This window comes from Streptomyces sp. XY006 (assembly GCF_002237655.1).
Classification (GTDB): domain Bacteria; phylum Actinomycetota; class Actinomycetes; order Streptomycetales; family Streptomycetaceae; genus Streptomyces; species Streptomyces levis.
Genome location: NZ_NOKT01000021.1, coordinates 60,628 through 86,733 on the forward strand (window position 1 = coordinate 60,628; position 26,106 = coordinate 86,733).

Annotated in this window: 29 protein-coding genes and 4 pseudogenes; 24 read left to right on the plus strand and 9 right to left on the minus strand. The window is 71.2% G+C overall.

Annotation, left to right across the window (positions count from 1 at the left end; genetic code table 11):
• Positions 1 to 56: 56 nt before the first annotated feature.
• Positions 57 to 914: a methyltransferase domain-containing protein gene (locus CHR28_RS24045; protein ID WP_094055766.1), complete on the minus strand. Its 858-nt coding sequence runs from the start codon at positions 912 to 914 to the stop codon at positions 57 to 59.
• A gap of 199 nt (positions 915 to 1,113) precedes the next feature.
• Here CHR28_RS24045 and proS point away from each other — a divergent pair, with 199 nt between their 5' ends.
• The 18 genes from proS to CHR28_RS24135 all read left to right on the plus strand — a co-directional run bounded on the left by proS (position 1,114) and on the right by CHR28_RS24135 (position 15,788).
• A complete protein-coding gene (gene proS, locus CHR28_RS24050) occupies positions 1,114 to 2,529 on the plus strand; it encodes a proline--tRNA ligase (RefSeq protein ID WP_094055767.1) in 1,416 nt (471 codons plus the stop codon).
• A 270-nt stretch (positions 2,530 to 2,799) separates the two neighbouring features.
• A complete protein-coding gene (locus CHR28_RS24055) occupies positions 2,800 to 3,402 on the plus strand; it encodes a hypothetical protein (RefSeq protein ID WP_094055768.1) in 603 nt (200 codons plus the stop codon).
• 293 nt (positions 3,403 to 3,695) lie between these two features.
• Complete coding sequence (gene rpsP / locus CHR28_RS24060) at positions 3,696 to 4,115, plus strand: 30S ribosomal protein S16 (protein ID WP_094055769.1); 420 nt, start codon at positions 3,696 to 3,698, stop codon at positions 4,113 to 4,115.
• A gap of 2 nt (positions 4,116 to 4,117) precedes the next feature.
• Positions 4,118 to 4,357 (plus strand): RNA-binding protein, encoded by a 240-nt coding sequence (locus CHR28_RS24065; protein ID WP_005479813.1) that lies wholly within the window; start codon positions 4,118 to 4,120, stop codon positions 4,355 to 4,357.
• Between the two features lie 84 nt (positions 4,358 to 4,441).
• A complete protein-coding gene (rimM, locus tag CHR28_RS24070) occupies positions 4,442 to 5,002 on the plus strand; it encodes a ribosome maturation factor RimM (protein WP_094055770.1) in 561 nt (186 codons plus the stop codon).
• The gene (gene trmD / locus CHR28_RS24075) at positions 5,002 to 5,835 is read left to right on the plus strand and encodes a tRNA (guanosine(37)-N1)-methyltransferase TrmD (protein WP_094055771.1); all 834 of its coding nucleotides are present in this window, start codon (positions 5,002 to 5,004) and stop codon (positions 5,833 to 5,835) included. The genes rimM and trmD overlap by 1 nt, the downstream gene beginning before the upstream one ends.
• A gap of 136 nt (positions 5,836 to 5,971) precedes the next feature.
• On the plus strand, positions 5,972 to 6,322 hold the full coding sequence (gene rplS / locus CHR28_RS24080; RefSeq protein ID WP_030852073.1) for a 50S ribosomal protein L19: 351 nt from the start codon (positions 5,972 to 5,974) through the stop codon (positions 6,320 to 6,322).
• Between the two features lie 45 nt (positions 6,323 to 6,367).
• The gene (gene lepB / locus CHR28_RS24085; protein WP_094055772.1) at positions 6,368 to 7,093 is read left to right on the plus strand and encodes a signal peptidase I; all 726 of its coding nucleotides are present in this window, start codon (positions 6,368 to 6,370) and stop codon (positions 7,091 to 7,093) included.
• Positions 7,086 to 8,177, plus strand: coding sequence for a signal peptidase I (lepB, locus tag CHR28_RS24090; RefSeq protein ID WP_094055773.1), 1,092 nt, complete (start codon positions 7,086 to 7,088; stop codon positions 8,175 to 8,177). The genes lepB (CHR28_RS24085) and lepB (CHR28_RS24090) overlap by 8 nt, the downstream gene beginning before the upstream one ends.
• A complete protein-coding gene (lepB, locus tag CHR28_RS24095; RefSeq protein ID WP_094055774.1) occupies positions 8,065 to 9,027 on the plus strand; it encodes a signal peptidase I in 963 nt (320 codons plus the stop codon). Before lepB (CHR28_RS24090) ends, lepB (CHR28_RS24095) begins: the two co-directional genes overlap by 113 nt.
• Positions 9,028 to 9,102: 75 nt before the next feature.
• The gene (gene lepB / locus CHR28_RS24100; protein ID WP_094055775.1) at positions 9,103 to 9,882 is read left to right on the plus strand and encodes a signal peptidase I; all 780 of its coding nucleotides are present in this window, start codon (positions 9,103 to 9,105) and stop codon (positions 9,880 to 9,882) included.
• Positions 9,872 to 10,396 carry an NUDIX hydrolase gene (locus CHR28_RS24105; RefSeq protein WP_094055776.1) on the plus strand — a complete coding sequence of 175 codons (525 nt, stop codon included), beginning with the start codon at positions 9,872 to 9,874 and terminating at the stop codon, positions 10,394 to 10,396. The genes lepB (CHR28_RS24100) and CHR28_RS24105 overlap by 11 nt, the downstream gene beginning before the upstream one ends.
• A 56-nt stretch (positions 10,397 to 10,452) precedes the next feature.
• Positions 10,453 to 10,761, plus strand: coding sequence for a DUF2469 domain-containing protein (locus CHR28_RS24110; protein ID WP_003993268.1), 309 nt, complete (start codon positions 10,453 to 10,455; stop codon positions 10,759 to 10,761).
• 85 nt (positions 10,762 to 10,846) lie between these two features.
• Positions 10,847 to 11,239 carry a YraN family protein gene (locus CHR28_RS24115; protein WP_094055777.1) on the plus strand — a complete coding sequence of 131 codons (393 nt, stop codon included), beginning with the start codon at positions 10,847 to 10,849 and terminating at the stop codon, positions 11,237 to 11,239.
• Complete coding sequence (locus CHR28_RS24120; protein WP_094055778.1) at positions 11,239 to 12,864, plus strand: YifB family Mg chelatase-like AAA ATPase; 1,626 nt, start codon at positions 11,239 to 11,241, stop codon at positions 12,862 to 12,864. Before CHR28_RS24115 ends, CHR28_RS24120 begins: the two co-directional genes overlap by 1 nt.
• Positions 12,861 to 14,021, plus strand: a complete 1,161-nt coding sequence (dprA, locus tag CHR28_RS24125) for a DNA-processing protein DprA (RefSeq protein WP_094055779.1) — start codon at positions 12,861 to 12,863, stop codon at positions 14,019 to 14,021. Before CHR28_RS24120 ends, dprA begins: the two co-directional genes overlap by 4 nt.
• Before the next feature lie 272 nt (positions 14,022 to 14,293).
• Positions 14,294 to 15,136: an RNA polymerase sigma factor WhiG gene (gene whiG / locus CHR28_RS24130; protein WP_094055780.1), complete on the plus strand. Its 843-nt coding sequence runs from the start codon at positions 14,294 to 14,296 to the stop codon at positions 15,134 to 15,136.
• Positions 15,137 to 15,230: 94 nt separating this feature from the next.
• A complete protein-coding gene (locus CHR28_RS24135) occupies positions 15,231 to 15,788 on the plus strand; it encodes a TetR/AcrR family transcriptional regulator (RefSeq protein WP_094055781.1) in 558 nt (185 codons plus the stop codon).
• Between the two features lie 90 nt (positions 15,789 to 15,878).
• On the opposite strand, the gene CHR28_RS24140 is transcribed toward CHR28_RS24135, so the two are convergent.
• Complete coding sequence (locus CHR28_RS24140) at positions 15,879 to 16,493, minus strand: murein hydrolase activator EnvC family protein (RefSeq protein WP_094055782.1); 615 nt, start codon at positions 16,491 to 16,493, stop codon at positions 15,879 to 15,881.
• 273 nt (positions 16,494 to 16,766) lie between these two features.
• Here CHR28_RS24140 and rpsB point away from each other — a divergent pair, with 273 nt between their 5' ends.
• From rpsB to CHR28_RS24170, 6 genes are all read left to right on the plus strand, one after another.
• Positions 16,767 to 17,675, plus strand: a complete 909-nt coding sequence (gene rpsB / locus CHR28_RS24145) for a 30S ribosomal protein S2 (protein ID WP_094055783.1) — start codon at positions 16,767 to 16,769, stop codon at positions 17,673 to 17,675.
• A 179-nt stretch (positions 17,676 to 17,854) separates the two neighbouring features.
• Positions 17,855 to 18,691 carry a translation elongation factor Ts gene (gene tsf / locus CHR28_RS24150; RefSeq protein WP_094055784.1) on the plus strand — a complete coding sequence of 279 codons (837 nt, stop codon included), beginning with the start codon at positions 17,855 to 17,857 and terminating at the stop codon, positions 18,689 to 18,691.
• Between the two features lie 184 nt (positions 18,692 to 18,875).
• Positions 18,876 to 19,634 (plus strand): UMP kinase, encoded by a 759-nt coding sequence (gene pyrH / locus CHR28_RS24155; protein WP_094055785.1) that lies wholly within the window; start codon positions 18,876 to 18,878, stop codon positions 19,632 to 19,634.
• A gap of 165 nt (positions 19,635 to 19,799) precedes the next feature.
• On the plus strand, positions 19,800 to 20,357 hold the full coding sequence (gene frr, locus CHR28_RS24160; protein WP_006136598.1) for a ribosome recycling factor: 558 nt from the start codon (positions 19,800 to 19,802) through the stop codon (positions 20,355 to 20,357).
• Positions 20,357 to 21,508 carry a phosphatidate cytidylyltransferase gene (locus CHR28_RS24165; RefSeq protein ID WP_094055786.1) on the plus strand — a complete coding sequence of 384 codons (1,152 nt, stop codon included), beginning with the start codon at positions 20,357 to 20,359 and terminating at the stop codon, positions 21,506 to 21,508. Before frr ends, CHR28_RS24165 begins: the two co-directional genes overlap by 1 nt.
• Before the next feature lie 135 nt (positions 21,509 to 21,643).
• Positions 21,644 to 22,093: an SRPBCC family protein gene (locus CHR28_RS24170; protein WP_094055844.1), complete on the plus strand. Its 450-nt coding sequence runs from the start codon at positions 21,644 to 21,646 to the stop codon at positions 22,091 to 22,093.
• Positions 22,094 to 22,259: 166 nt separating this feature from the next.
• Here CHR28_RS24170 and CHR28_RS24175 read toward each other — a convergent pair.
• The 7 genes and pseudogenes from CHR28_RS24175 to CHR28_RS38825 all read right to left on the minus strand — a co-directional run.
• Positions 22,260 to 23,496: pseudogene (locus tag CHR28_RS24175) on the minus strand (tyrosine-type recombinase/integrase).
• Positions 23,496 to 23,642: pseudogene (locus CHR28_RS24180) on the minus strand (helix-turn-helix transcriptional regulator); the annotation flags it as partial. The pseudogenes CHR28_RS24180 and CHR28_RS24175, both read right to left, overlap by 1 nt.
• Positions 23,643 to 23,788: 146 nt before the next feature.
• The gene (locus CHR28_RS24190) at positions 23,789 to 23,944 is read right to left on the minus strand and encodes a hypothetical protein (RefSeq protein ID WP_094055788.1); all 156 of its coding nucleotides are present in this window, start codon (positions 23,942 to 23,944) and stop codon (positions 23,789 to 23,791) included.
• Between the two features lie 13 nt (positions 23,945 to 23,957).
• A complete protein-coding gene (locus CHR28_RS24195) occupies positions 23,958 to 24,149 on the minus strand; it encodes a mobile element transfer protein (RefSeq protein ID WP_030894994.1) in 192 nt (63 codons plus the stop codon).
• 1 nt (position 24,150) lies between these two features.
• Positions 24,151 to 24,345 (minus strand): hypothetical protein, encoded by a 195-nt coding sequence (locus CHR28_RS24200; protein ID WP_094055789.1) that lies wholly within the window; start codon positions 24,343 to 24,345, stop codon positions 24,151 to 24,153.
• Between the two features lie 20 nt (positions 24,346 to 24,365).
• A pseudogene (locus CHR28_RS24205) lies at positions 24,366 to 25,051 on the minus strand (DUF2637 domain-containing protein).
• A gap of 81 nt (positions 25,052 to 25,132) precedes the next feature.
• A pseudogene (locus CHR28_RS38825) lies at positions 25,133 to 25,733 on the minus strand (FtsK/SpoIIIE domain-containing protein); the annotation flags it as partial.
• Positions 25,734 to 26,106 lie beyond the last annotated feature (373 nt).

Consider the following 26,106-nt stretch of genomic DNA (forward strand, 5'->3'; position numbering starts at 1 on the left):
CCGAGGGCGCTCCTGCCGTGCAGGGGCGCCCTCTCGGTCGTGTCAGGCGCCGCGCGTCACGGCGTCCGGGCGATCAGGTACCGGAACACGTTCGGCATCCACACCGTGCCGTCCCGGCGCTGGTGCGGGTGCAGGGCCTCGGTCAGCTCCTTGTCCACCTGCACCTGGTCCGTCGCCCGCATCGCCGCGTCGAACAGACCCGTCGATTTCAGGCCGCGTACCGCGCTGTCCACGTCGGCGTAGCCGAAGGGGCAGGCCACCCGGCCCGAGCCGTCCGGCCTGAGCCCCGCCCGCCGGGCGACGTCCTCCAGGTCGTCGCGCAGGGCCGGGCGCCAGCTGCCCGAGGTGCGCAGCGGCTCCGCCAGCTTCGTGGCGACCCGCAGCACGGACGTCGTGGCGCACCGCTCCGGCGGACCCCAGCCGGCCAGCACCACGGTGGCTCCGCGCTCGGCGAGCGGCGTCGCCTCCGCGAGCAGCCCGCCCAGCCCCTCCGAGTCGCCCGCGAGGCACCCGATCGGCTCGAAGGCCGTCACCAGCGTGTAGCCGGGCGCGCCGGGCTCCGCGGTGTCCCCGGGCGAGCCGTCCACCAGCCGGGTGTCCGTGCGCGTACCGGTACCGGACGCCCCGGGCAGGAGCCGCTCCCGCGCGAGGGCCACTCTTTCGGGGGAAGCGTCGACACCGGTGACCGCCGCTCCCCGGGCGGCGGCCATCAGCAGGGCGAGTCCGGAACCGCAGCCGAGGCCGAGCAGCCGCGTGGCGGGACCCACGTCCAGTCGCTCGTAGACGGCCTCGTAGAGCGGTACGAGCATCCGCTCCTGGATCTCGGACCAGTCACGCGCGCGTGCACGCAGGTCCACGCGGGGTGCGGCCCCCGCGTGAGGCAGGTGCTGCTGCCGCACGAGCGTAGGTGTCATAAGTAAGCGCCCCAATCCGCCGAGAGTTGCCTCTTGCCGCTTTCCATGGCCCCCGTGACAGTGCGCTCGCACTACCCCCGTATGCCAGGTAACTCCCCCCTCGACCCGTCGTCCAGTGGAATGCGGCAGGGCTTGTGAGATGTCATGTGCCGGTGGCGAGATTTCACATTCCGGCAACCTGGGCCCGTACGATCGCGCCATGGCCAAGGCACCCGTACTCACGCCTCGCGGGGACGATTTCCCGCGCTGGTACCAGGACCTGATCACCAAGGCGGAGCTCGCCGACAACGGTCCGGTGCGCGGCACCATGGTCATCCGGCCGTACGGATACGGACTGTGGGAGCGGATGCAGGCGGAGATGGACGCCCGCATCAAGGCCACGGGCACCCAGAACGCCTACTTCCCGCTGCTGATCCCGCAGTCGTATCTGACGAAGGAAGCGGACCACGTCGAGGGCTTCGCGCCGGAACTGGCCGTGGTCACCCACGGCGGCGGCAAGGAACTCGAAGAGCCCGCGGTGGTCCGCCCCACCTCCGAAATGATCATCAACGCCACTTTCTCCAAGTGGGTGCAGAGCTACCGCGATCTGCCGCTGCTCATCAACCAGTGGGCGAACGTCGTGCGGTGGGAGCTGCGGCCGCGTCTCTTCCTGCGCACGACCGAGTTCCTCTGGCAGGAGGGCCACACCGCGCACGCCACCTACGGGGAGGCGCGCGACTTCGCCGCGCACATCCACCGGCAGGTCTACGAGGACTTCATGGTGAACGTCCTCGCCATGGACGTCGTCCCCGGCCGCAAGACGGCCAGGGAGCGTTTCGCGGGCGCCGTCAACACCCTCACGCTCGAAGGGATGATGGGCGACGGCAAGGCCCTGCAGATGGCCACGAGCCATGAACTGGGCCAGAACTTCGCCAAGGCGTTCCAGACGCGGTACCTGTCGAAGGACGGCACGCAGGAACTGGTCTGGCAGACCTCCTGGGGGTCCACCACGCGCATGATCGGCGCGCTGGTGATGATGCACGGCGACGACGACGGACTGCGCGTCCCGCCCCGGCTGGCGCAGATCCAGGCCGTGATCCTCGCGATCAAGGGCGACGAAGCGGTTCTGGCCAAGGTCCGCGAGGTCGGCGACCGGCTGCGGGCGGCCGGAATCCGTGTGCACGTCGACGACCGCAGCGACATCCCCTTCGGCCGCCGCGCGGTCGACTGGGAGCTCAAGGGCGTGCCCGTCCGCGTCGAGATCGGCCCGCGCGACCTGGAGAACGGCACCGCGATGCTGGCCCGCCGCATCCCGGGAGGCAAGGCGCCGGTCTCCCTGGACGAGCTGGCGCAGCTGCTGCCCAAGGTCCTGGAGGAGGACCAGGAGCTGCTGCTCACGCAGTCCCGCGAGCGCCGTGAGTCCCGCACGGCCGAGGTGACGACGATCGGGGAGGCCGTCGAGGCGGCCACGGCCGGCGGCTGGGCGCGCATCCCGTGGGCGGTGCTCGGCGAGGAGGGCGAGGCGGCGCTCGCCGAGCACGCGGTGACCGTACGGTGTCTGGTCGCCGAGGACGGGTCGGTGCCGGCCGACGGTGACGCACCCGGTAACGTCGCGGTCGTCGCACGCGCTTACTGAAGCAGGCGTGCATCGCGCGCGAGAGACCCAAGGCGACCGAAACGCCTCTTGCGTCCCCGCGGACCCCTCGCTCCCCGGCGCGCGGACATCTTCTACGCGCCGGGGCGTACGCGCTACTACGCACCACCTTGTGGTGAGCTGCGAGGCTTCTCCACAGATCAGCGCACGCGCCCTCGTCGGGACGCATCAGAGGCAACTGACGGGTACGTGCAAATTATTTGGGATGGCCCGGAATCGGAACACTGGGGCACCCAGGCTCGTTGTCATTACGTGAGCACGACACAGACACCACCTGTTCTCGCCGCAGAGCTGGCACAGGCGTGGGCCGACATTCAGCGGTACCACCCCGAGCTGCCCGACCTTGCCGCGCCAGAGTCCCTGATCGGGGAGTCGTCGTCCGCGTGCGGTCACGAGCTCTCCTTCGAGCGACTGCTCCATGAGGCAGTCCATGGCATCGCCGCCGCGCGCGGCGTCCGCGACACCTCCCGTGCCGGCCGCTACCACAACCGCAGATTCCTGGCCATCGCCGAGGAGCTGGGCCTGGACCACCCCGAGGAACCGCACCCCAGCAGCGGCTTCTCGCTGGTCACGCTCACGCCCGAGGCGAAGCGCCGCTACCGCCCGACGATGGAGCGCCTCCAGCGCGCCCTCAAGGCGCACACCGCCGCGACCTCCTCCGACACCTCCCGCACCTTCCGGGGCCCGGCCGCCCGCCACGGCTCCTCGGGTGGCGGCGTGCGCGTCAAGGCGGTCTGCGACTGCGGACGCAACGTCCGCGTCGTCCCGTCGGTCCTCGCCCAGGCACCCATCGTCTGCGGTGGCTGCGGCAAGCCGTTCCGCATCCCCGAGGTCGTGGGAGCGGTCGCGAGCTGACGTCCCCCCCACCGGCATCTCGTGGCTGCCGGTCGGGACGGACCGCCGGAACGGACCGGCACCCGGCGTACGCACCTCACCTCCACGCCGGGTGCCCCTCCGGCATGCCCGGGCGCGGCGCACCCGCGGCCGGAGCGACCCGCGGGGTGTGGCACAATGGCTAGCTGTACTCGACAGCCGCACAGGAACCCTCTCGCCTCCGGCTGACGCGTCCATCGGGCACTCGGGTACCGCAACCCCACGCGGCTTTCTCGCCGTGCCCAACCACGTCAAATCCAGGAGAACCCACTCCCGTGGCAGTCAAGATCAAGCTGAAGCGTCTGGGCAAGATCCGTTCGCCTCACTACCGCATCGTCGTCGCCGACTCCCGCACCCGCCGTGACGGCCGTGCGATCGAGGAGATCGGCAAGTACCACCCGACGTACAACCCGTCGGTGATCGAGGTCGACGCGGACCGTGTCGCGTACTGGCTGGGTGTCGGCGCGCAGCCGACCGAGCCCGTGCTCGCCATCCTCAAGAAGACCGGCGACTGGCAGAAGTTCAAGGGCGAGCCGGCTCCGGCCCCGCTCCTGACGCAGCCCGAGAAGGCCGCGCGCCCGTCGTTCGAGGCTCTCGCCGGTGACGACGAGGGCAAGGGTGAGGCGATCACCCAGAAGAAGAAGGCTGAGAAGAAGGACGACGCTGCCGCTGAGTCCGCTTCGACCGAGGCCTGAGCATGCTCGAGGAGGCTCTCGAGCACCTCGTGAAGGGCATCGTCGACAACCCTGACGATGTGCAGGTCGCCTCGCGCGACCTGCGCCGCGGGCGGGTGCTCGAGGTCCGGGTCCACCCGGACGACCTCGGCAAGGTGATCGGCCGCAACGGCCGCACCGCACGCGCCCTGCGCACCGTCGTGGGCGCCATCGGCGGTCGCGGTGTCCGCGTCGACCTCGTCGACGTGGACCACGTCCGCTGACGCTTATCGCGCAACCGGCTCGGGCCGGGGAGGGCCACAGGGCCGTCCCCGGCCCGCGGTCGTATGACAAGGAGACTTGGACACGTGCAGCTGGTAGTCGCACGGATCGGCCGTGCCCATGGCATCAAGGGCGAGGTCACCGTCGAGGTACGGACTGACGAGCCGGAGCTGAGGCTGGCCCCCGGCGCGGTGCTCGCCACCGACCCCGCCTCCGCGGGACCGCTCACCATCGAGACGGGCCGCGTCCACAGCGGCCGCCTCCTGCTGCGCTTCGAGGGCGTCCGCGACCGCACCGGCGCCGAGGCCCTGCGCAACACCCTCCTGATCGCCGAGGTCGACCCGGAGGAACTGCCCGAGGGCGAGGACGAGTACTACGACCACCAGCTCGTCGACCTCGACGTGGTCACCGCGGACGGCACCGAGGTCGGGCGGATCACGGAGATCTCGCACCTGCCCACCCAGGACCTGTTCATCGTCGAGCGGCCCGACGGCAGCGAGGTGATGATCCCCTTCGTGGAGGAGATCGTCGCCGAGATCGACCTGGAGGAGCAGAAGGCCGTCATCACCCCGCCCCCGGGCCTGATCGACGACCGCGCCGAGATCGCCTCCAGCCGGGACGACGCCTCCGGCCGGGACGAGTCGTAATGCGCCTCGACGTCGTCACGATCTTCCCCGAGTACCTGGAACCGCTGAACGTCTCCCTGGTCGGCAAGGCCCGCGCGCGGGGACAGCTCGACGTGCACGTCCACGACCTGCGGTCCTGGACCTACGACCGCCACAACACCGTCGACGACACCCCCTACGGCGGCGGCCCCGGCATGGTCATGAAGACCGAGCCCTGGGGAGACGCCCTGGACTCCGTCCTGGCCGACGGCTACGAGACCGGCTCGCGCGAGCCCGCCCTCATCGTGCCCACCCCGAGCGGCCGCCCCTTCACCCAGGAACTCGCCGTCCACCTCTCCGAGCGCCCCTGGCTGATCTTCACGCCGGCCCGCTACGAGGGCATCGACCGGCGCGTCGTCGACGAGTACGCCACGCGCATGCCGGTCTACGAGGTCTCCATCGGCGACTACGTCCTGGCCGGGGGCGAGGCGGCCGTGCTCGTCGTCACGGAGGCCGTGGCGCGGCTGCTGCCGGGCGTCCTGGGCAACGCCGAGTCCCACCGCGACGACTCGTTCGCGCCCGGGGCCATGGCCAACCTGCTCGAAGGGCCCGTCTACACCAAGCCGCCCGAGTGGCGCGGCCGGGACATCCCCGACGTGCTGCTCAGCGGGCACCACGGCAGGATCGCCCGCTGGCGCCGGGACGAGGCGCTCAAGCGCACCACCGCGAACCGGCCCGACCTCATCGAGCGGTGCGACCCCAAGGCCTTCGACAAGAAGGACCGCGAGATGCTGTCCATCCTGGGCTGGGCGCCGGACCCGGCGGGGGAGCCGTACGGCCGATTTTGGCGCAGGACCGAGGGCATGGAAGAATAGCCAGCTGTTGTGCGTCCGTCCGGCGTGCGCCCCTGCCACAGGGGGAGACGACGCCCGCCCCGACCCGCGCGACCCTGATCCCGAAACACCTAGTTTCCGTTGATGACCTGTGGCATCAGCGAGGAAAGCAGACGAAATGTCTCACCTGCTCGACACCGTCGACTCCGCGTCGCTGCGCAGCGACGTCCCCGCCTTCCGCCCGGGCGACACGGTCAACGTGCACGTCCGCGTCATCGAGGGCAACCGCTCCCGTGTGCAGCAGTTCAAGGGCGTCGTGATCCGCCGCCAGGGCTCCGGCGTGCGCGAGACCTTCACGGTTCGCAAGGTCTCCTTCTCCGTCGGCGTCGAGCGCACCTTCCCGGTGCACACCCCGATCGTGGAGAAGATCGAGCTCGTCACCAAGGGTGACGTCCGCCGCGCCAAGCTGTACTACCTGCGCGAGCTGCGCGGCAAGGCCGCCAAGATCAAGGAGAAGCGCGAGAACTGAGCGCTCTCCGGGGTTCACATCGGAGCCGGATAGCATCTGGCTCCGATGGACACCGAAGCACAGCACACGGAGCGCGACCGCTCCTCCCGCCCTTCCGACTCCGGGGACACCCCCTCGGACTCCGCAGGGCCGGAGGGACGGTCGCGTTTCGCGTTGGTGTCGCGCGTCAGTGCCTGGCTGCCGGGCGGCCGGATCACCCTCGCCCTGCTGACCTGCCTGCTGTTCCTGCTGTTCCTCAGCACGTTCGTGCTGCGGCCGTTCCAGATCCCCAGCGGATCGATGGAGCGGGGATTGAGGATCGGGGACCGGGTTCTCGTAAATAAGTTGGCATACCGTTTCGGTGCCGCGCCGCAGCGGGGAGACATCGTCGTGTTCGACGGCACCGGGTACTTCGGGCACGCGGACTACATCAAACGCGTTGTCGGCGTGGGGGGAGACCACGTCGTCTGCTGCGACAAGGACGGGAGGATCCAGGTGAACGGCCGGCCGGTCGACGAGTCGCGCTTCCTGTATCCCGGGAACAGCCCGTCCGCGGTGCCCTTCGACGTCGTCGTGCCCGCCGGCAGGCTCTTCCTCCTCGGCGACCACCGCAGCGACTCCAGCGACTCCCGCGACCACCTCGGCTCGCCCGGCGGCGGCATGGTCCCCGCCGGCGCCGTGATCGGCCGCGCCGACGCGATCGTCTGGCCCTTCGCGCACGCCACCCGGCTGCAGCGCCCCGACGCCTACGCGCGCGTGCCCGCCCCAGCCCCGGAGGCGGGCCATGGGTAACCGCGGCAAACCGCGCGGGGTCCCCGCCAGCCCCGCGGACAACCTGCTGCCCACCGGCGCCCGGCGCGCCGCCGGCGCGTCCGGCGGCCGCACACGCGCCGAGCGGCGCAAGCTCCAGAAGAAGGTCAAGCGGCGCCGCAGGCGCGGTGCCGTCAAGGAGATACCCCTCCTCGTCGGCGTCGCCGTGCTCATAGCCCTCGTGCTGAAGACCTTCCTCGTCCAGGCCTTCGTCATCCCGTCGGGCTCCATGGAGCAGACGATCCAGATCGGCGACCGCGTCCTGGTCGACAAGCTCACCCCGTGGTTCGGCTCCGAGCCGCAGCGCGGGGACGTCGTCGTGTTCAAGGACCCCGGCGGCTGGCTCCAGGACGAGCAGCCCACGGCCAAGAAGGACGACCCCGTCGTCATCAAGCAGATCAAGGAAGGGCTCACCTTCATCGGCCTGCTGCCGTCGGAGAACGAGAAGGACCTCATCAAGCGGGTCGTCGGCGTCGGCGGCGACCGCGTCAAGTGCTGTGACACGCAAGGACGCGTGACCGTCAACGGCGTCCCGCTGAACGAGGACTACCTGTACCCCGGTGCCGCCCCCTCGGACACGCCGTTCGACATCACCGTCCCGCAGGGGCGCCTGTGGGTGATGGGCGACCACCGCAACAACTCCGCGGACTCCCGCGCCCACCAGGACACCGACTACGGCGGCACCGTCTCCGAGGACGAGGTCGTCGGCCGCGCCATGGTCATCGCCTGGCCCCTCGGCCACTGGACCACCCTGGAGGAGCCGAACACCTACGCCTCGGTGTCCGACTCGGGCACCGGGTCGACCGCCGGCCCGCAACTGTCGCATAGGGTTGCCTCCGACGATTCGAACGAAGCGATCCAGCTCCCGACCCCTGCGGAACTCCCGCTCGTTATGGGAGTGGTGGGCCTGCGCCGTGTGTGGGGCAGGCGGCGGCACAGAGTGAGGAGTTGGCGTGGGGGATGTGGCGGTTGGCGCACGGTCCGGACACGACGGCGAGGAGCACCGCGGACGTCCCGCGGAATCCGCCGTCCCGGCCGCGGACAGCGCCGTGACCTCCGGGAGTGACTCCGGGGCAGCCGAGGGCGACAGGGTGACGGACGAGCACAGCACGGCCGAGGGCCAGGGACCGGGCGGTACGGCCCGGACACCGAAGAAACCGCGCTCCTTCTGGAAGGAGCTGCCCATCCTGATCGGTATCGCGCTGGTGCTGGCGCTGCTGATCAAGACCTTCCTGGTGCAGGCGTTCTCCATCCCCTCCGACTCGATGCAGAACACCCTCCAGCAGGGCGACCGCGTCCTCGTCGACAAGCTCACGCCCTGGTTCGGCTCCGAGCCCGAGCGCGGCGAGGTCGTCGTCTTCCACGACCCGGACAACTGGCTGGCGGGCGAGCCGACCACGGACCCGAACGCGCTCCAGACGTTCCTCAGCTGGATCGGCCTCATGCCGTCGGTGGAGGAGAAGGACCTCATCAAGCGCGTCATCGGCGTCGGCGGCGACACGATCGAGTGCAAGAACACCGGCCCGTTGACGGTGAACGGCAAGGCGCTGAACGAGGCGTCGTACGTCTACCCCGGCAACACGCCGTGCAGCGTCGACGACCAGGGCGGCCAGTTCAAGGTGAAGGTCCCCGAGGGCTACATCTGGGTCATGGGCGACCACCGGCAGAACTCCCGGGACTCCCGGTACAACCAGTCGGACAAGAACCACGGCATGGTCCCCGTGAAGGACGTCGTCGGCCGGGCCGTCGTCGTCGCCTGGCCGGTCAACCGCTGGGACAACCTGCCGGTGCCGGACACCTTCGACCAGCCCGGCCTGAACGCCCAGCCGGCCGCCGCCGGTCTGCCGGTGGCGCCGCAGGGTCTGGCGCTGGCCGGTGTGGTGCCGGTGGTGTGGTGGCGGCGCCGCAAGCCGTAGCGCGCCCTTGCGGGGAAGCGGTGATTCCACCCGTCTGCTGACCCCGGACCGTACCCCCGGGTAGGGTGCGGACCCATGGGTGGCGAGAGCATGACGCACACGGCCCCGCGCGGCAGCGGCGCGGGCACGGGCCCGGTGGGCAGCCGGACCGGACAGCGGTTGTCCGGGCTGGCCGTCGCACTGGGCCTGGTGCTTTTCCTCGGCGGGTTCGCCTGGGGCGCGGTGGTCTACCGGCCGTACACCGTGCCGACCAGTTCGATGACGCCGACGATCGACGCGGGCGACCGCATCCTCGCGCAGCGGGTCGACGGCGGTGCCGTGCGCCGCGGTGACGTCGTCGTCTTCAAGGACGCCACCTGGGCCAACGCGCCCATGGTCAAGCGCGTGGTCGCCGTCGGCGGCGACACGGTCTCCTGCTGCAAGGACGGCAAGCTCAAGGTCAACGGCAAGGAGATCGACGAAACGTACCTGCCCCAGGGCACGCTGGCCGAGATGAGCAACTTCCCGACCGTGACCGTCCCCAAGGGCCGGCTGTTCCTGCTCGGTGACGAGCGGGGCAACTCCGTGGACTCCACCGCCCACCTGACCGACGCCGCCAGCGGCACGGTGGCGCGCTCCGCCGTGGACGCCCGCGTCGACTCCGTCGTCTGGCCGACGAAGGGCATGCTGGAGCGCCCCACCGGCTTCGAGCCGCTCGGCGCCCTCTCCTCGCCCGGGCCGCTGCGGACGATCACCCTCCTGGTGATCGCCGGTGCCGCGCTCGTCCTGGGCGGAGGCGCCTACGGACCCATCGCCAAGCGCACGGGCGCGGCCCGGGCCCGCCGGGCGAGCACGGAGCCCGCGGGTGTCCGCTGAGGCCGTGCCGGCGGGCCGGGACACCTACCAGGGCGGACTGCGCAAGGTGGCCCGGGTCGTGCTGCTCGACCCGCGGGACCGCATCCTGCTGCTGCACGGGCACGAGCCGGACGATCCGGCCGACGACTGGTGGTTCACGCCCGGCGGCGGTGTGGAGGGCGACGAGACCCGTGAACAGGCCGCCCTGCGGGAACTCGCCGAGGAGACGGGCATCACGGAGGTCGAGCTCGGCCCGGTGCTGTGGCGGCGCAGGTGCTCCTTCCCGTTCGCGGGCCGCCGCTGGGACCAGGACGAGTGGTACTACCTGGCCCGTACGGACCGGACGGAGATCGCCGCCGCCGGGCTGACCGAACTGGAACGGCGCAGTGTCGCCGGAGCGCGCTGGTGGACGTGTCCGGAACTGAGCCGGGCACATGAGACGGTGTATCCGACCAGACTCGCCGGGCTGCTGCGCACGCTGCTCGACGAGGGTCCCCCGGCCAGGCCTGTGATCCTTGACCCGGAAATCGTCTAGGGGCTCACGGGACTGGCGCACAATGGGGGGATCGCACGGCTGAAGGGGAACATGCCATGAGCGCCGAGGACCTCGAGAAGTACGAGACCGAGATGGAGCTGAAGCTCTACCGGGAGTACCGCGATGTCGTCGGTCTGTTCAAATACGTGATCGAGACCGAGCGGCGCTTCTACCTCACCAACGACTACGAGATGCAGGTGCACTCCGTCCAGGGTGAGGTGTTCTTCGAGGTGTCCATGGCGGACGCCTGGGTCTGGGACATGTACCGGCCCGCGCGTTTCGTGAAGCAGGTCCGGGTGCTCACGTTCAAGGACGTGAACATTGAGGAGCTGAACAAGAGCGACCTGGAGCTGCCCAGCGGCTGAACGCCGCCAGGTCACCCGGGTGGGTGACTGAGTTGTCCACAACGGCCGAGCCGTCCACCAAGATCCACTTCGTGGGCGGGGCTGCGTGATCGTTGGCGCCGGAGGTGGTGCCGACATGAACGCACGCGGTGCGATGGGCAGGTACGGAGAGACCCTGGCGGCCCGGCGGCTGAGGGAGACCGGGCTGACGGTCCTGGAGCGCAACTGGCGCTCCGGCCGCGCCGGGGAGATCGACATCGTGGCCCGGGACGGGGACGTCCTGGTCGTCTGCGAGGTCAAGACCCGCAGGGAAGGTCCCTTCGAGCATCCGATGGCGGCCGTGACCCCGCAGAAGGCGGAGCGGCTGCGGGACCTCGCCCAGCGCTGGATTCAGACACACGGGGGAGTGCCGCCCGGCGGCGTCCGCATCGACGTGGTCGGGGTGCTGCTGCCGGCCCGCGGCGCGGCCGTGGTCGAGCACGTGCGGGGGGTGGCCTGATGGCGTTCGCCCGTACGTGTTCGGTGGCGCTGGTGGGCGTCGAGGGCGTGGTCGTCGAGGTCCAGGCCGACCTCGAACCGGGCGTGGCGGCGTTCACGCTGGTGGGGCTGCCCGACAAGAGCCTGACGGAGAGCCGGGACCGGGTGCGCGCCGCGGTCGTCAACTCGGGCGCGGCCTGGCCCCAGAAGAAGCTCACGGTGGGTCTGAGCCCCGCCTCGGTCCCCAAGTCGGGCAGCGGCTTCGACCTGGCCGTGGCGGCCGCGGTCCTGGGGGCGGCGGAGCGCATCGACCCCCGGGTCCTGGCCGACATCGTGATGATCGGCGAACTGGGCCTGGACGGCCGAGTGCGCCCGGTCCGCGGGGTGCTGCCGGCGGTGCTGGCGGCGGCGGACGCGGGGTATGAGCAGGTGGTGGTGCCGGAGTGTGCCGCAGCTGAGGCGTCGCTGGTGCCCGGGATCTCCGTGCTCGGTGTCCGCAGTCTGCGGCAGCTGATCGCCATCCTGGCCGACGAACCCGTACCCGACGAGGAACCCGACGAACTGGGACGCCCGGACCCGCTCCTCGCCGGCCTGCGGGTGCCGGGCACCGGCGCGGCCACCGGCATGCACAGCGTCGGAGCCGCCCAGCACGACCACGGTCACGACCTCGCGGACGTCGTCGGCCAGACCTCGGCCCGCACAGCCGTGGAGGTGGCCGCGGCCGGCGGGCACCACCTCTTCCTGGAGGGGCCTCCCGGAGCGGGCAAGACGATGCTCGCCGAGCGGCTGCCGACCATCCTGCCCCGGCTCTGCCGTCAGGAGTCGCTTGAGGTCACCGCGGTCCACTCGGTGGCGGGTCTGCTGCCCCCGGGCAAGCCGCTGATCGACGTCGCCCCCTACTGCGCCCCGCACCACTCGGCCACGATGCAGGCGCTGGTCGGCGGCGGCCCGGGCATCGCGCGGCCCGGCGCGGTCTCGCTGTCCCACCGGGGCGTGCTGTTCCTGGACGAGACGCCCGAGTTCAGCAGCCAGGCGCTGGACGCGCTGCGCCAGCCACTGGAGGCCGGGCAGGTCGTGATCGCGCGCAGCGCGGGCGTGGTGCGCTTCCCGGCCAAGTTCCTCATGGTGCTCGCGGCCAACCCGTGCCCGTGCGGCCGGTTCTCGCTCCGCGACGACCTGTGCGAATGCCCGCCCTCGGCGATCCGCCGCTACCAGGCCAGGCTGTCCGGCCCGCTGCTCGACCGGGTCGACCTGCGCGTCGAGGTGGACCGCGTCACGCGCACGGAGCTGACCGCCTTCGGCGCCCGCGGCGAGTCCACGGCGACGGTCGCCGACCGGGTCCGTGCCGCCCGGGAGCGCGCCGCGGAGCGCTTGGCGGGCACCCCTTGGCGCACCAACAGCGAGGTGCCCGGACGGGAGCTGCGCAGCCGCTGGTACGCCGTGTCCGGCGCGATGGACGAGGCCGAGCGGAACCTGGAGCGGGGCGTCCTGACCGCCCGGGGCCTCGACCGAGTCCTGCGGGTGGCCTGGACGGTCGCCGACCTCGTGGGACACGACCGGCCCGACGCGACGGACGTCGCCCTGGCGCTGCAGCTGCGCACCGGAGTGCCCCGGGGCGTGCCCATGGCCATCGGGGCACCGACGTGAACGCCCCCGACGAAGCGGACGACGAGCTGCTCGCCCGGGTTTTCCTCACTCGGGTCATCGAGCCGGGTGACGAGGCCGGGGGGCGGTGGGTGCGGGAGCTCGGGGTCGGGGAAGTGGCGCGGCGGCTCCGGGACGGCGGGGCGGCGCTGCCCGGCGTCAGCGGGAAGCGGTGGGCCGGGCTCCTGGCCAGGGCCGCGGTCGCCCGGCCGCACCAGGACCTCGCCGTCGCCCGGGACGCCGGCGTGCGGTTCGTGTGCCCCGGCGGCACCGAGTGGCCGGCGCAGCTCGACGACCTCGGGGACGCCCGGCCCCTCGGGCTCTGGGTGCGGGGGCGGGCGGCCCTGCGCATGTGGGCGCTGAAGTCCGTGGCCGTCGTCGGCGCCCGGGCCTGCACCGAGTACGGCGCCCACATGGCGGCCACCCTCGCCGCCGGCCTCGCCGAGCAGGGGTGGGTCGTGGTCTCCGGCGGCGCCTACGGGGTCGACGGCGCCGCACACCGGGGAGCGCTCGGCGCGGGCGGGGCCACCGTCGCCGTCCTCGCCTGCGGCGTCGACCGGCCCTACCCGCGCGGACACAGCCGGCTGATCGGCAGGATCGCCGAACAGGGACTGGTCGTCGGCGAGTTGCCGCCCGGCGACCATCCCACCCCCAGCCGGTTCATCCTGCGCAACCGCGTGATCGCGGCCCTCACCCGCGGCACCGTGGTCGTCGAGGCCGCCCACCGCAGCGGCTCCCTCGTCACGGCCCGGGCGGCTCAGCGGCTCGGGCGGCACACCATGGGCGTCCCGGGCCCCGCCACCAGCGCCCTGTCCGCGGGGGTGCACGAACTGCTGCGGGGCGAGGCCACCCTGGTCACCGACGCCGCGGACGTCGTGGAGCTGGTCGGTGCCATCGGGCAGCTGGCACCGGACCGGCGCGGCCCCGTCCTGCCCCGCGACCTGCTGGACCCGGCCACCCGGCAGGTGCTCGCCGCGCTGCCGGGGCGCGGGGCCGCCCGGCCGGACGAGATCGCGCGCCGTGCGCAGACCGCGCAGGACGACGCGATCGCGAGACTGTACGAACTCCGAGCACTCGGTTACGTCGAACGACACGGCGACGGCTGGAAGTTGACACGCCAGGCGGTGATGTCGGTCCGCGATGTTCCCGGCCCGTCCTGACCGCCCGTGTTCGGCCGTCCGGGGGAACCCCGACATCCCTTGGAAATGCGCCCAGTTGGGCTTCTGTGGTGATCACACCGAGCGACCGCGACGGCCCGGCGGTTCGCACCGAGGAACGTATCTGCGCCCGCTCCGGGCTCCTTCCTTCGCGCACCGCGACACCGCAGTCACGCTACGCTCACGAGGATCCCGACACGGACAGGCAACTCGACATCAGACAGACAGCCCACCCAGGCAGCACCACTCCGCAGCAGAACGGCACAAGGCGACGAATGCCCCAGCACACCTCCGGGTCCGACCGGGCGGCGATCCCCCCAGCCGCCCGTGACGGTGGCAGCGTGCGGCCGCCCGCTCCCTCGACGCTCGACGAGCTGTGGCGGTCGTACAAGGCGACGGGGGACGAGCGGCTGCGGGAGCAGCTGATCCTGCACTACTCGCCGCTGGTGAAGTACGTCGCGGGACGGGTCAGCGTGGGCCTGCCGTCCAACGTGGAGCAGGCGGACTTCGTGTCCTCGGGCGTGTTCGGACTGATCGACGCGATCGAGAAGTTCGACGTCGACCGGGAGATCAAGTTCGAGACGTACGCGATCACGCGCATCCGCGGGGCGATGATCGACGAACTGCGGGCGCTGGACTGGATCCCCCGCTCGGTGCGGCAGAAGGCACGCAACGTGGAGCGGGCCTACGCCACGCTGGAGGCGCGGCTGCGGCGGACGCCGACGGAGGGCGAGGTGGCCGCCGAGATGGGCATCGCCGTGGAGGAACTCCACGCGGTGTTCAGCCAGTTGTCGCTGGCGAACGTGGTGGCCCTGGAGGAGCTGCTGCACGGCGGGGCCGAGGGCGGCGACGGGCTGAGCGTGATGGACACGCTGGAGGACACCGCCGCCGACAATCCCGTCGAGGTCGCCGAGGACCGGGAGCTGCGCCGATTCCTGGCGCGGGCGATCAACACGCTGCCCGACCGGGAGAAGACCGTGGTGACGCTGTACTACTACGAGGGCCTCACGCTGGCCGAGATCGGCAACGTGCTGGGCGTGACCGAGAGCCGGGTCAGCCAGATCCACACCAAGTCCGTGCTCCAGCTGCGCGCCAAACTGGCCGGTTTCGGCCGCTGACCGGGCCGGGCGGCGCCGGACGCCCGGGAGCCACTCCCGCCGGGCCCGGTGCGTCCGTAGAGTGGTTGACGTGCCAAGGATTCGAGCGGCCTCCGTGGCCGAGCACCGGTCGATGCAGCGAGCCGCCCTGCTGGATGCGGCTCGTTCCTTGTTGTCCGAGGGCGGTACGGAGGCGCTGACCTTCCCGGCCCTCGCCGAGCGGACGGGCCTCGCGCGGTCGAGCGTCTACGAATACTTCCGGTCACGGGCGGCCGTGGTCGAGGAACTGTGCGAGGTCGACTTCCCGGTCTGGGCGGCGGATGTGTCGTCCGCCATGGAGCGGGCGCAGACGCCCGAGGCCAAGGTCGAGGCGTACGTGCGCCGGCAGCTGGAGCTGGTCGGGGACCGGCGGCACCGGGCCGTGGTCGCGATCTCGGCGAGCGAGCTCGACGCGGGGGCCCGGGAGAAGATCCGGGCGGCGCACGGCGGGCTGGTCGCGATGATCGTCGAGGCGCTCGCGGAGATGGGGCACGAGCAGCCCAGACTCGCGGCGATGCTGGTGCAGGGCGTGGTGGACGCGGCGGTGCGCAGGATCGAGCTTGGAGCGGCGGAGGAGCCCGGGGCGATCACCGAGGCCGCCGTCTCCATGGCCCTGCGGGGTGTCCGGGGCTGAGCCCTGCCCTGGTGTCCGGGGCTGAACCCTGCGCGTCCCTGCCCCGCCTTTCCCTTCCCCCTTCCCGGGCCGGACCCGGGGCGCGCGGCGTCACGGGAACACCGGCAGCAGCCTGGACGGGCCCCTGTGGAGGAGCCAGGGGGGCAGGAGCGACAGCGGGTCCAGATACGCGTCGGCCCGGCGCAGCCCCCAGTGCACACAGGTCGCGGCGCAGTGCGAGCCGCTCGCGTCCACCGTGCCGATCACCTCGCCGGGCGTCACCATCTCGCCCTCCTCGACCGACGCCGTGACCGGCTCGTACGTGGTGCGGAGCGGGGGATCGCCGGTCCCGGTGAGTTCCACCGTGACCACCCCCTTGCCCGCCACGCGGCCCGCGAAGGCCACCCGGCCCGCCGCCACCGCCCGCACCGGCGTCCCGGGCGCCGCCGCCAGGTCCACGCCCCGGTGGCCCGGCCCGTAGACCGTCGCCGGCGGTTCCCAGCCGCGCAGCACCCGAGGGCGCAGACCGACCGGCCAGGCACGCCCCACCGCCGGCACGGTGCCGTCCGCGGTCGGTTCGGTGGGGTCCCCGGTCGGCACGCGGGCGTCCGCCGTCGGTGGGGCGGCCGCGAAGAGGGGTGGGGGCGGGGCCAGCAGGACCGCCGCCGTCAGGGTCACCAGCAGGACCAGACGCGTGATCACACGCACACATCGCTTCGCTCGCATGGGCAAAGCGTCCCGAAAGGCCGCCGTCCCCGCCCGCGCCTGTGGACCGGCGTCCGGTTGTGGACATCGGCGTCACCCGGCACCTCCCGGGTCCCGTACACTTCTGGTGGCGACCCGGGCCACCGGGTCGACTTCGCACGCCCCGACACACAACCCGGCAACGGGCCGTGTCAGCGCCCCTCGGTCCCCAGTGGCACGGCGCGCAGTGGGCGTCAGGCGCGGAAGCCGTCCGGCATCCGCGGCACAACCGAGAACATTCAAGGAGATACGGCCATGGCCGTCGTCACGATGCGGGAGCTGCTGGAGAGCGGCGTCCACTTCGGTCACCAGACCCGCCGTTGGAACCCGAAGATGAAGCGCTTCATCTTCACCGAGCGCAACGGCATCTACATCATCGACCTGCTCCAGTCGCTGTCGTACATCGACCGCGCCTACGAGTTCGTCAAGGAGACCGTCGCCCACGGCGGCACGGTCATGTTCGTCGGCACGAAGAAGCAGGCGCAGGAGGCCATCGCCGAGCAGGCCACCCGCGTCGGCATGCCCTACGTCAACCAGCGCTGGCTGGGCGGCATGCTCACCAACTTCTCGACCGTCTACAAGCGCCTGCAGCGCCTGAAGGAGCTCGAGCAGATCGACTTCGAGGACGTCGCGTCCTCCGGTCTGACCAAGAAGGAGCTGCTGGTCCTCTCCCGCGAGAAGGCCAAGCTGGAGAAGACCCTCGGCGGTATCCGCGAGATGCAGAAGGTGCCCAGCGCCGTCTGGATCGTGGACACCAAGAAGGAGCACATCGCCGTTGGTGAGGCCCGGAAGCTGAACATCCCGGTCGTCGCGATCCTCGACACCAACTGCGACCCCGACGAGGTCGACTACAAGATCCCGGGCAACGACGACGCGATCCGCTCCGTCACCCTGCTCACCCGCGTCATCGCCGACGCCGTCGCCGAGGGCCTCATCGCCCGCAGCGGTGTCGCCACCGAGGGCAAGGGCGAGAAGGCCGCCGGCGAGCCGCTGGCCGAGTGGGAGCGCGACCTGCTCGAGGGCGAGAAGAAGGCCGACGAGGCCGCCCCCGCCGCCGAGGCTGCCCCCGCCGCCGAGGCCGCTCCGGCCGCCGAGGCTGCTCCGGCCGCCGAGGCCGAGAAGCCGGCCGAGGGCGAGAAGCCGGCCGAGGCCGAGCAGGCCTGACCCGTCAGTCCGCGTTGACGGCGGGAGCGGCACTCCATCACAGGACGCCTTCCGGCGCGATGAAGTCCGCTCCCGCCGTTCACCCGTAGGTCGGCGGAAGGACAGCACCCCAGGGCTCCATGGGGGGTGCATCCCGCAGATCTTCGATCTTCCAGACTTCGAGAAAGATTCACAGACTCATGGCGAACTACACCGCCGCCGACGTCAAGAAGCTCCGCGAGCTCACGGGCGCCGGCATGATGGACTGCAAGAAGGCGCTGGACGAGGCCGAGGGCAACGTCGAGAAGGCTGTCGAGGCGCTCCGCATCAAGGGCCAGAAGGGCGTCGCCAAGCGCGAGGGCCGCTCCGCCGAGAACGGCGCCGTGGTCTCGATCATCGCCGACGACAACTCCTCCGGTGTCCTCGTCGAGCTGAAGTGCGAGACGGACTTCGTCGCCAAGGGCGAGAAGTTCCAGGCCGTGGCCACCGCCATCGCCGAGCACGTCGCCAAGACCTCCCCGGCCGACCTGGAGGCCCTGCTCGCCTCCGAGATCGAGGCCGGCAAGACCGTCCAGGCGTTCGTGGACGAGGCCAACGCCAACCTGGGCGAGAAGATCGTCCTGGACCGCTTCGCGCAGTTCGCCGACGGCTACGTCACGGCGTACATGCACCGCACGATGCCCGACCTGCCCCCGCAGATCGGTGTCCTCGTCGAGCTGGACAAGCCGAACGCGGAGATCGCCAAGGGCGTCGCCCAGCACATCGCCGCCTTCGCGCCGAAGTACCTCTCCAAGGAGGACGTCCCGGCCGAGGTCGTCGAGTCCGAGCGCCGCGTCGCCGAGGAGACCACCCGCGCCGAGGGCAAGCCCGAGGCCGCCCTGCCGAAGATCGTCGAGGGTCGCCTCAACGGCTTCTTCAAGGACGCCACGCTGCTCGGCCAGCCCTACGCGCTCGACAACAAGAAGTCCGTCCAGAAGGTCCTGGACGAGGCCGGTGTCACCCTGAAGCGCTTCACGCGCATCAAGGTCGGCATCTGAGTCCGTACCGCGATCGACGCGCGACCCCGATAGGGTCGACAGCAGTCGTCCGCGTACGCCGTCACAGGGGTGACGGACGACAGCAGATCTGACGAGGAGGCCATTGCCGTATGGGATGCGAAACACGCCCCACCGGCAATGGCCTTCTTCGCATGTGCACCACGTGAAAGAGGCGGGATCCCCCATGACGACCAAGGCCCAGAAGAGCGACGACGGCAAAGTACGCGGCCGGTTTCTGCTGAAGCTGTCCGGAGAGGCCTTCTCCGGCGGTGGGGGCCTGGGCGTCGACCCCGACGTGGTGCACAAGATCGCCCGCGAGATCGCGGCCGTCGTACGCGACGGCGCGCAGATCGCGGTCGTCATCGGCGGCGGCAACTTCTTCCGCGGCGCCGAACTCCAGCAGCGCGGCATGGACCGGGCCCGCTCCGACTACATGGGCATGCTCGGCACGGTCATGAACTGCCTCGCCCTGCAGGACTTCCTGGAGAAGGTCGGCGTGGACTGCCGCGTGCAGACCGCCATCACCATGGGCCAGGTCGCGGAGCCCTACATCCCGCTGCGCGCCGTACGGCACCTGGAGAAGGGCCGCGTGGTGATCTTCGGCGCCGGTATGGGCATGCCGTACTTCTCCACCGACACCACCGCCGCACAGCGCGCCCTGGAGATCGACGCCGAGGCGCTGCTGATGGGCAAGAACGGTGTGGACGGGGTCTACGACTCCGACCCGAAGACCAACCCGGACGCCGTGAAGTTCGACCACCTCGGCTACGGCGAGGTCATCACCCGCGACCTGAAGGTCGCCGACGCCACGGCCGTGACGCTGTGCCGCGACAACAAGCTCCCGATCGTGGTCTTCGAGCTGCTCGCGGAGGGCAACATCGCGCGTGCCGTCAAGGGTGAGAAGATCGGCACGCTGGTGGGGGACGCCGGCAGCCGCGACTGAGGCACCGTAACAACCCCGTCCGGGGGACGGACGGGACGGAGCCGGGCCGGGGGATGGACAATGTCCAGCCGGTCGGGAACCGTGCAGGAAGAAGACGCGACGCAGCCGGCCGCCGCCCCACATGGAACCGCAGCCGGGCCTACTCAAGACACGCAGGAGCAAGTGGTGATCGAAGAGACCCTCCTCGAGGCCGAGGAGAAGATGGAGAAGGCCGTCGTGGTCGCCAAGGAGGACTTCGCCGCGATCCGCACCGGCCGTGCGCACCCGGCGATGTTCAACAAGATCGTGGCCGACTACTACGGCGCGCCGACGCCGATCAACCAGCTGGCCTCGTTCTCCGTGCCCGAGCCGCGCATGGCCGTGGTGACGCCGTTCGACAAGAGCGCGCTGCGCAACATCGAGCAGGCCATCCGCGACTCCGACCTGGGCGTCAACCCGAGCAACGACGGCAACATCATCCGGGTGGTGTTCCCCGAGCTGACCGAGGAGCGCCGCCGCGAGTACATCAAGGTCGCCAAGGGCAAGGGCGAGGACGCGAAGATCTCGATCCGCTCCGTGCGCCGCAAGGCCAAGGAAGCCATCGACAAGCTGATCAAGGACGGCGAGGTCGGCGAGGACGAGGGCCGCCGTGCGGAGAAGGAGCTCGACGACACCACCGCGAAGTACGTCGCGCAGGTGGACGAGCTCCTGAAGCACAAGGAAGCGGAGCTGCTCGAGGTCTGATGAACGACTCTTCCTGGGGGGCGCCGTCACAGGCCGGGTACTGGGGGCCCACCGACCAAGGGCACGGCCATGGACCCGCGCAGGGTCATGGCCAGGGGCCCGTGCAGGGGCACGGCCACGGACACGTCCGGGGGGCCGTCCCGGCGGGTCCCGCATACGATGCGCGGGAAGCGCCTCACACTCGCCCCATGCCCATCGTGCCCGAGGTAGCCGCACACGGCGGAAACCAGGATGACGACCGGAGGGCCGCTTCGCCGAGCGGCCCCCCGGTCCGGAACGAGACGAACCCGGAGCCCATGCCCGACTCCTCACAGCCGGCCCCCAAGCCGCAGAAGAAGAGCGCGGGTCGCGACCTCAGTGCCGCGATAGGGGTCGGCGTCGGGCTCGGCGCGGTGATCGTCGCCTCGCTGTTCATCGTCAAGGCCGTGTTCGTCGGGGTCGTCGCGGTGGCCGTGGTGGTGGGTCTGTGGGAGCTGACCAAGCGGCTGGACGAACGCAAGGGCATCCGGGCGCCGCTCGTGCCGCTCGCGCTCGGCGGTGCCGCGATGGTCGTCGCCGGATACGTCCGGGGCGCCGAGGGCGCCTGGGTGGCGATGGCGCTCACGGCCCTGGCCGTGCTCGTCTGGCGCATGACGGAACCGCCCGAGAACTACCTCAGGGACGTCACGGCCGGCGTCTTCGCGGCGTTCTACGTGCCGTTCCTGGCGACGTTCGTCGCGATGATGCTGACCGCCGACGACGGGCCGCAGCGGGTCCTCACCTTCCTGCTGCTCACCGTCGTCAGCGACACCGGCGCCTACGCCGTCGGCTGGCGCTTCGGCCGGACCAAGCTCGCGCCGCGCATCAGCCCTGGCAAGACCCGCGAGGGCCTGGCCGGAGCGGTCTCCTTCGCCATGGTCGCGGGCGCGCTGTGCATGCAGTTCCTGATCGACGACGGCGTCTGGTGGCAGGGGCTGGTCCTCGGCCTCGCGGTCGCGGTCACCGCCACCCTCGGCGACCTCGGCGAGTCCATGATCAAGCGGGACCTCGGCATCAAGGACATGGGCACGCTGCTGCCGGGGCACGGCGGCATCATGGACCGGCTCGACTCGCTGCTGCCGACGGCTCCGGTCGTGTGGCTGCTGCTGGTCCTCTTCGTCGGATCCGGCTGAGCGGAACCCGTCTTCCCGCAGTGCTTCGCGCAGCGAGCCTCCGTCCGTCCCGGGCGGGGGCTCGCCGCCGTTCTCGGAGTGCCTCCGGGAGCCGCCGGTGGGACGATGCAGGGGTACCTCCCCGAGGAGGCCATCATGTCCGCCATCAAAGAAACCGTCGACGTCGACTGCCGTCCCGAGGACGTCTACGACTACGTCACGGACACCGAGAGAATGCCGGAGTGGCAGCTCAGCGCCGTATCGGCGGAGCGCCTCGACCCCGGGCCCGTCGGTGTCGGCACCCGGGTCCGCGTGACCCGGCACATCGGCAGCCGTGTCATGCCGATGACCATGGAGGTCACCGAGTACGACCCGCCGCACAGCTGGGGCATGCGTGGGGTCGACGGCCCGGTCCGGGCGCGGGTGCACGGCGAGGTCGAGCCGTTCGACGAGGGCCGCCGCTCCCATGTCACGATCGCCGTCGACTTCGAGGGCCACGGCATGGGCAAGGTCCTGGTCCCACTCGTCGTCCGCCCCCAGGTCCGCAAGGAGCTCCCGCGCAACGAGCAACTCCTCAAGGACCGTCTGGAACACCCGGGCGGCTAGCCCCGGCTCACCCGGTGCCGCGGGTCACCTGAATTGATCTGCGACACTGGTACAGCCATGCCTAAGCCCGGAGAACTGATGTGATCCGGGCATGAAGAAGCCCCCTACCAGCGAGGTTGTCGCCAGTAGGGGGCTGTCTTGTGCCCGCTGGGCCGTTCCTGGGCCGTCAGGGCTCCTGGGCCGTGCCGAAGACGCTGTCCAGGGCTCGGCGGGCGCGCTCGGTGCTGCTGGGCATCAGGTGGGCGTACACCCGCAGTGTCATCGCCGGGTCGGAGTGGCCGAGGTATTCGCTGACGGCCTTGATGCTCTCGCCCGCGTCCAGGAGGACCGAGGCATAGAAGTGGCGGAGGGCGTGCATTCCATGCTGCCGTGCGGAGGCGTACGGCTTGCCGGGTTCAGGCGTCGGGATGAGGCCGGCGGCCGCGACGGCGGGCTTCCATTCCTGGATGTTGAAGTTGCTTCGCCAGACGATTCCGTCGGCCGTGTTGGTGAAGATTAGGCGCCGCTCGGTGAGCGGGCCGTCAGGCCTGCCCCAGGGCAGCTTGATGCCCACGGGCGGGTGGTTCTTCATGTGCTGCCGCAGAGCGGAGGCCACCGAGGACGGCAGCGGTACGTCACGCTCCTTGTTGCCCTTGGGCGGAGCGAAGACCGCGACGCCCCGGATCAGCTTGACCTGAGTGGTGACGCGGAGGGTGTCGCTGTCGAGCTGCACGGTGTCCTCTGCCAGACCGATGATCTCGCCCTGCCGGAGGCCGCAGCCGCTGCCTACGTCGACCATGGCCCGGTATCGCTCGGGCAGGGCGTCTCGGACGGCACGCACCTGGGACGGGAGCCAGGGCACGACCCGGGCAGTCGAGACGGCGGGCGGGCGCACCGACGCTGCCGAGCACGGGTTCCGGGCGGGGTAGCCGTCATCTACGGCAGCCGAGAGGACGGCACGGACGTTGGCGTAGATGTTGCGGGCGTAGGTGCCGCCCATCGAACCGTTCTCCAGGTCGCGCACGAACTCGCGGATGTGGACTGGGCGGAAAGACCCCCAGCGGACGCGCCCCGATACGAGGGAAGGCATGCAGCCGAAGACGGGTCTCCACACCGATGCGTGTGTTCAGGTCGGTTGTCTGCCCGGTGATCCAGCGCTCGGCGTACTGCTGAAAGGTGGTCTGGGCTGCCCTGGGGTCCACGTACTGACCACGGGACATGTCGGCAGCCGTCTCGGCCAGCCATTCCTCCGCCCGGCGCTTCTGGCGGTCTGGGAAGGACTTGCTCTTCTCTGTGCCGTCCGGGCCGACGTAGCGGGCCCGGTAGCGGAGTCCGTTGCCGTAGCGTTCGGTCTTGACCCTTACCGGCTTGCCGTCGGGGCCCGGCTCGGTCTTGTACCAGCGGTCTTGGACGTGCCCCGCCATTAGGCGGCCTCCTCGAGCTGGGAGTCGACCCAGGCTCGTATGTCGTTCGGGTCGAAGCGGAGATGCCGGCCGACTCGGAAGCCGCGGGGGCCGGTGCGCTTGCGGCGCCACTGGTAGACCGTCTCGACGCTGGGCAGCTCGAACATCGGGGCCACCGGGGCGGCGGCGGGGTCTGGCCGCTGGTGACGATGGCGGTCGGCTCGACGACCGTGGGCGGTGTGACGTGGCCGGTCGGCGTGGGCATGGTCGGGATCTTCGGACGGAACATCGGCGGTTCTCCCTTCCGGGGCGGTTACTTGATGAAGGTGTCGATGGCGGGGGCGAGGACGCTGTCGGCGAGGAGGATGCCGCCGAGCAGCAGGACGGCGATGAGCCAGGCGGGCGGGCGGATGAGCTTGACGCCGAGGTAGCCGACGACGAGCAGGGCGAGCCAGAGCGGTACTTCCATGGCGGAGGGCCTCCTAGCGGACGCGGCAGCGGTGGGTGCGGGCGGCGAGCTGGGCGGCGGACTGGCTGCCGTAGTCGGAGGACCAGCCGCAGCGGTCGGCGGTGCACACGGCGGCGTACTTGGTCTGGCCGTGGCGGTCGCGGTGGGTGCCGATCTGCACGGGTCCGATGCGCATCACGGAGTGGAAGTGGTCGCGGGCGGGCATGTCAGTCGGTCTCCTTGCGGGTCAGGGCCGGATCGGGGTAGGCCGCGCGGATACCGGCGGCGGTGGCCGGGTCGGTGGTGCGGCGGGCGGCTTCCTCGGCGAGCAGGTGGGCGAGGAGGGGCCGGTTCGCGGCGGCCATCTCGCGGGCGGCGTCGAGGTGGTCGGCGGCGGTCAGGTCGGCCGGGTCACTGGTCATGGCGTGCTCTCCTGTTGATGTCAGGCGAGTTGGGCGGCGATGGCGTCGGCGAGCTGGGGCGGGACGCCGAGTCGGGCGCGCAGGGTGTCGGTGTCGATCGGCGTACCGGTGCGGGCATGGTGGTCGTCGGCGACCTTGCGGGCGTGGTCGACCAGCGCGGCCGGGACCGGCACAGCCGAAGCAGCGGCGACCGGGGCGGGCTCGGCGGCCGGAGCGGGCTCGGCGACGGGAAGCGCCGGGGTGTCGTCGACCGCCGGAAGCGACTCGGGCTCGGGCTCGGTAACCGGCTCCGGGTCCGGTCCGGTGGCCGGTGCCGTGGGTGCCGGCGTTTCCGGCTCCCGGTCGGTGGCGGAGTGGGCGAGGAGGGTGCCGCCCATGAAGGCCAGGGCGGGCCAGGCGGCGACGAGGATGCGCAGCCAGGCCGGAACGTGATCGAGGTCGAGGAGTCCGGCGGTGGCGACGTTGGCGCCGAGGGAGGCGATCAGGGCGATCACGAACCAGCACCAGGCCAGCCGGGACGGGCCCTCGGAGCGCAGCCGCCGCCAGGCAGCCACCAGGAGCAGGTCGACGCTGATCGGGTAGGCCCAAGCTTTCCAGCCGTCCGTCCGGCAGCGGCGGCCAGGTCGTGCAGGTGGGCGAAGGACAGCGCCCCGGCGATGACGGCCTGGACCACGACGGCGTCGACGCGGAGAGCGGGGCGAGTCATCACGGTTCCTTCCTGTCGTGTGGCATGGCGGGGGTAGGGACCTGGCGCGAACGGTCACGCCAACCGGTTGAGGGGGGAGGGTCAGGCGGTGGCGGGGGCTGTCTTGGACAGCGGCCGCCCGGGCCGAGGGCAGCGGGGCGACGGCGGGCCGGTAGGCGGCCAGGGCGGGCACGTCGGGGGTGCGGTGGGCGTGCTTGTTGCAGGTGTTCACGGCCTGGCGCAGCGAGGTGTGCGGGGCGCGGATGCGGTGCCAGCCACCGGTGGAGTCACCGGCGATCGCGATGCCGCGTGTCTCGGCGGGGATCTGGATGGCGGCCAGGACGGCGTCCGGGGAGATGTCGCCGAAGGCCATGTTCGCGGAGGTCTCGTCGGTGACGCGGTGGGCGGTGCGGCCGGTGAGCTGGGCGCGGAGCATGGTGATGCCCTTGCCGAGTTCGGAGCCGAAGCGCTGCCCGCAGATCTCCAGGTAGATGCCGGCCGCGCGGCCGAGCTGGGCGAGACGGACCAGGGCGGTGATGATCCGGTCGCGTCGCTTCTCTTCCTCCTTCGAGGCGAACAGGGCGAGTTCGGCGACCTCGTCGACCAGGACCACGACCGGGACGGGGCGGATGTCGTCGGGCAGGTCCCAGATGTCGGCGGCGATCTCCGCATCGGGCACCGCGACACTGATGCGCTGCTCAGCGATCAGGGAGCGCACCATCCCGCGACTGGCCCGACGCATCCTTGCGGCGGTCGAGGCCAAGTCCGAGTCTGCCCCGGTTTACCTGGAGCATGGCCAGAGGCCGGAGAGCCGAGCTGCGTGATCCCGCAGGACTGACCCGCAGTGCGGTAAGAGTTTCCCTATATTCATCAAGTGCCCGCGCACGGCGCGGGCGCGCGCCGCCTCTGCGGCGCGGCCTGCCTCCTGTCTGCGCCCCGGCTGGCCGCGCCCGGCGGCGCGCTCGGCGGCTGCGGGCATGAAGTGGGAGACACTCTCTGTGGCTGGGGCGGTCGGCTCCACGGCTTTAGGCAGTCACTTTGGGGCGAGCCTCTAAGATCATCGCCCCAACGTCGTG

Excerpts from the sequence above, each read along its gene's own strand:
- rplS (WP_030852073.1), top strand. The coding sequence starts at position 5,972 with ATGTCTCACCTGCTCGACACCGTCGACTCCGCGTCGCTGCGCAGCGAC.
- pyrH (WP_094055785.1), top strand. The coding sequence starts at position 18,876 with ATGACGACCAAGGCCCAGAAGAGCGACGACGGCAAAGTACGCGGCCGG.
- trmD (WP_094055771.1), top strand. The coding sequence starts at position 5,002 with ATGCGCCTCGACGTCGTCACGATCTTCCCCGAGTACCTGGAACCGCTG.
- CHR28_RS24045 (WP_094055766.1), bottom strand. The coding sequence starts at position 914 with ATGACACCTACGCTCGTGCGGCAGCAGCACCTGCCTCACGCGGGGGCC.
- CHR28_RS24170 (WP_094055844.1), top strand. The coding sequence starts at position 21,644 with ATGTCCGCCATCAAAGAAACCGTCGACGTCGACTGCCGTCCCGAGGAC.
- CHR28_RS24200 (WP_094055789.1), bottom strand. The coding sequence starts at position 24,345 with ATGACCAGTGACCCGGCCGACCTGACCGCCGCCGACCACCTCGACGCC.
- CHR28_RS24065 (WP_005479813.1), top strand. The coding sequence starts at position 4,118 with ATGCTCGAGGAGGCTCTCGAGCACCTCGTGAAGGGCATCGTCGACAAC.
- rpsB (WP_094055783.1), top strand. The coding sequence starts at position 16,767 with ATGGCCGTCGTCACGATGCGGGAGCTGCTGGAGAGCGGCGTCCACTTC.
- tsf (WP_094055784.1), top strand. The coding sequence starts at position 17,855 with ATGGCGAACTACACCGCCGCCGACGTCAAGAAGCTCCGCGAGCTCACG.
- whiG (WP_094055780.1), top strand. The coding sequence starts at position 14,294 with ATGCCCCAGCACACCTCCGGGTCCGACCGGGCGGCGATCCCCCCAGCC.
- CHR28_RS24110 (WP_003993268.1), top strand. The coding sequence starts at position 10,453 with ATGAGCGCCGAGGACCTCGAGAAGTACGAGACCGAGATGGAGCTGAAG.
- CHR28_RS24195 (WP_030894994.1), bottom strand. The coding sequence starts at position 24,149 with ATGCCCGCCCGCGACCACTTCCACTCCGTGATGCGCATCGGACCCGTG.
- lepB (WP_094055772.1), top strand. The coding sequence starts at position 6,368 with ATGGACACCGAAGCACAGCACACGGAGCGCGACCGCTCCTCCCGCCCT.
- CHR28_RS24140 (WP_094055782.1), bottom strand. The coding sequence starts at position 16,493 with ATGCGAGCGAAGCGATGTGTGCGTGTGATCACGCGTCTGGTCCTGCTG.
- proS (WP_094055767.1), top strand. The coding sequence starts at position 1,114 with ATGGCCAAGGCACCCGTACTCACGCCTCGCGGGGACGATTTCCCGCGC.
- CHR28_RS24120 (WP_094055778.1), top strand. The coding sequence starts at position 11,239 with ATGGCGTTCGCCCGTACGTGTTCGGTGGCGCTGGTGGGCGTCGAGGGC.
- lepB (WP_094055775.1), top strand. The coding sequence starts at position 9,103 with ATGGGTGGCGAGAGCATGACGCACACGGCCCCGCGCGGCAGCGGCGCG.
- CHR28_RS24190 (WP_094055788.1), bottom strand. The coding sequence starts at position 23,944 with ATGGAAGTACCGCTCTGGCTCGCCCTGCTCGTCGTCGGCTACCTCGGC.
- lepB (WP_094055773.1), top strand. The coding sequence starts at position 7,086 with ATGGGTAACCGCGGCAAACCGCGCGGGGTCCCCGCCAGCCCCGCGGAC.
- CHR28_RS24165 (WP_094055786.1), top strand. The coding sequence starts at position 20,357 with ATGAACGACTCTTCCTGGGGGGCGCCGTCACAGGCCGGGTACTGGGGG.